This window comes from Streptomyces sp. ATLC9, from assembly GCF_057196705.1.
In genome coordinates this window covers 1-3120 of sequence record NZ_JBXUOY010000414.1, presented here as the reverse complement: position 1 = coordinate 3120, position 3120 = coordinate 1, and the positions used below count along the sequence as shown (strand labels likewise).

3 protein-coding genes and 1 pseudogene are annotated in these 3120 nt (G+C 75.6%); 3 read left to right on the top strand and 1 reads right to left on the bottom strand.

What is annotated here, in order from left to right:
• Window positions 1-737 (bottom strand): annotated as a pseudogene (locus tag AC2CJA_RS25640) (hypothetical protein); the annotation flags it as partial.
• Window positions 738-984: 247 nt separating this feature from the next.
• On the opposite strand from AC2CJA_RS25640, the gene AC2CJA_RS25635 reads away from it, so the two are divergent.
• The 3 genes from AC2CJA_RS25635 to AC2CJA_RS25625 all read left to right on the top strand — a co-directional run.
• Complete coding sequence (locus AC2CJA_RS25635; protein WP_484605052.1) at window positions 985-1833, top strand: DeoR/GlpR family DNA-binding transcription regulator; 849 nt, start codon at window positions 985-987, stop codon at window positions 1831-1833.
• Window positions 1834-2054: 221 nt separating this feature from the next.
• Window positions 2055-2417 carry a hypothetical protein gene (locus AC2CJA_RS25630; protein ID WP_484605051.1) on the top strand — a complete coding sequence of 121 codons (363 nt, stop codon included), beginning with the start codon at window positions 2055-2057 and terminating at the stop codon, window positions 2415-2417.
• Window positions 2418-2633: 216 nt separating this feature from the next.
• A partial coding sequence (locus AC2CJA_RS25625) for an ATP-binding protein (RefSeq protein WP_484605050.1) occupies window positions 2634-3120 on the top strand: 487 nt, incomplete at its 3' end.

Genomic DNA, 3120 nt, shown 5'->3' with positions numbered 1-3120 from the left:
CCGCCGGGCAGCGGCCGGGCCGGGCCCGGCGGGCGCGGAGGCGGCGAGGCGGACTCGTAGGCGCTCCAGGTGCGGTGCGACAGCCACCACAGCAGCGCGGTCAGCGCGGCGGGCGCCGAAGCGGCCAGGAGCAGGCGGCGGCCGGGTGAGGCCCACCAGCCCCCGGTGAGGGGCCCGAGCCAGGACTTGCCGCGTGCGCAGCGCTCGGAGGCGGCGCACTGCCAGGCCACCAGGTCGAGCGCGACCTCGCAGGCCGCGGCGGTGAGCAGCACGGTCAGGGAGAGCGCCACCAGCCGCACCAGGACGTCGTAGACCCGCTGGCCCCGGTGGCGGGCGGGGGCCGCCGGGCGCATCCAGTGGGCGAGATTGGCGACCATGAACGGCAGCAGGAGCAGCCACAGGGCGCGGGCGCTGTTGCCGGAGGTGAGGTTGGACCAGCAGTACGCCTCGGGGATCGGCCGCTGCCGGGCGCGGTCGGCCGACGGCCCGGCCAGGGGTGCGGCCGACCGGTCGGCGGTCAGGCCCCCGGAGTACCCGCCGAAGCGGCTCTCGGCGTCCGCGTCGTCGGTGCGGCGGTGAATGCCGGCGGTGTCGTCGCCGGTGATCCGCACCGTGCGCGGGTCGCCGAGCATCTCCTGCGGTGTGGTGCCGCCGACTCCGTGCACCAGGAGTTCCAGTGCCGGTTCCCCCCGGCCGCGGCTCTGTCCCGCCGGCGGCGCCGGCCGGTTCTCGGGCATGCTGCGCTCCCCCGATCCGGTGTGTGTTCCCGTTTCCCGCGGGGTTGCCCGCGGCGGCATCCAGGATGGCGGCTGCGGGGCCCCGCGCGCAGCCCGACCGGCCTGCCCGTGCGTCACGATCGCGCTTCGGGCGTGCCGCGCCCGCGTGGAAGGATGGGGCCGAACAGATGCCCGTATCCGCACACACGGCCGCGCGTGTGACCGGGCGCGCGCGGCCGCCGGTGGACGAGAAGGGACGGACCAGCAGGTGGGCGACAACCAGAACCTCCTGGCGGAGCAGCGGCGCGCGCTCATCCTGGAGGAGGTCAGGCGGCGCGGCGGGGCGCGGGTCAACGAGCTGACCCGCAGGCTCAACGTCTCGGACATGACCGTGCGCCGGGATCTGGACGCGCTGGCGCGGCAGGGCGTGCTGGAGAAGGTGCACGGCGGGGCGGTTCCGGTGTCGGGGGCGAGCACGCACGAGCCGGGTTTCGAGGCGAAGTCGTCGCTGGAGCAGAGCGCCAAGGAGGACATCGCACGGGCCGCGGCGGCGATGGCGGCCCCGGGCGGCGCGATCGCGCTCTCCGGGGGGACGACGACGTACGCACTGGCCCGGTGTCTGCTGGACGTGCCGGACCTGACGGTGGTCACCAACTCACCGCGGGTGGCGGACGTCTTCCACACCGCCCAGCGCGCGGACGTCCCGCGGGGCGGACGCCCGGGGGCGGCGACGGTGGTGCTCACCGGCGGGGTGCGCACCCCTTCGGACTCCCTGGTGGGTCCGGTGGCGGACGCGGCGATCGGCTCGCTCCACTTCGACGTTCTCTTCCTCGGCGTGCACGGCATATCCGCCGAGGCCGGGCTGTCCACGCCCAATCTGGCCGAGGCGGAGACCAACCGCCGGCTGGTCCGCTCCGCACGGCGGGTGGTGGTCGTCGCCGACCACACCAAGTGGGGGACGGTGGGCCTGAGTTCGTTCGCCTCCCTGTCGGAGGTGGACACGCTGGTGACCGACGGCGGCATGCCGCAGCGGACGCGTGCGGAGATCCGCGAGGCGCTGCCGGAACTGGATCTGGTGGTGGCGGAGGGGGAACCCGACAGGCGGGACCGCCTCTGACGGCGCCGGGAGCCGGGGGGTGTCCCCGGGGCCCGCGTGGCGCGTACCGCAGTGCGCGTAATGCGGTACGCGCACCCTGGTGCCCCGGGTCCGGCGGGTGCAGACTTCATGGCAGAGCGGAACAGGGCAGGACGGAGCGGGCAGCACCCGGTGGGGGTGGCGCCGGTGACGGCCCGGCGACGGCGGCGGACCGGCGGTGACGAGGTGGGAGGCGTTGCGCTGTGGCGGAACCCGAGTTCAGTGCCACCGGAGTGCGGATAGCGCGGTGGCTGCGGTCCCTCACCCGGGCCGGGCAGGTCGTCGTCCGCGACGGGCGGCTGGTGCTGCTGACCAGTTACGGCCGTGAGATCGACAGCGCGCCGGTGGAGCAGGTGCGCGTCAGCGAGCCGTGGTACGCCACGCGCGGACGGGCCCTGGCGACCGTCAACGGCACCTGGTACGCGCTGCGTCTGAAGGGGCGGGCACGCGAGGGCCTGGTGGCCGCGCTGCGCAGCGCCCGGGCCCGGTCGGGCCGGGCGCAGGGAAGGCCCGGAGCGGTGAGGATCGCGGCGGAGCGTCGCACGACGGCCCCGGTCGACGGCTGACGGCCGGCGTCCGGAGACCGCTGGCCGGAGCGGGCCGGCCGGGACCGGGAGACCCGGCGTGGTGTCCACCGGCGCGCCCACCCGTAGAGATTGTCTGATTTGCGCCTTTTCCCTGGCTGAATCACGCTGATGTCTGTGCCGTAGCGACCGTCAGTACACCTGACGCTCTCTCCTCCGTCGTCCGGACACCCGCACTCTCACCAGGGAGCCGCAGTCGTGATCAGCCACCCCAGCATGTCCGGCCGGCAGCGGACGGTGGAGTTCCAGGCCCTGCCCTCCCGGGCCGGCCAGATCCACCGCATCGTGTCGGCCCTGCTGCGTTACTGGAAACTGGACCCGCTCGTCGGCCCGGCGGCCGACGGCGTGGCCGAGCTGCTCGCCCGAGCCCTCCGGCAGGCGGGCCCGAACAGCCTCTGCACCGTGGAGATCGCGCTGCTCCTCGACCGGCTGACGATCTCCGTGCGCGACCATGCGCCGCGGCTCTCCCCCGCACACGCCGTGGGGACGCTCCCCGGGTACGTCCCCTCACCGGCCCCGAGCGGCCTCGCCGCGGGCGGCGAGGCCGCTCGGATCACCCTGCCGGTGCCGGGGCCCGCCACACCGGCGGCGCCGGCCGGCGGCCCGGCGGGGACGGCGGATACGACAGACACGGCGAGCGGTGCGTCCGGCCCGTCCGGCCCTCCGCGCCGGGAACCGCCGGCCC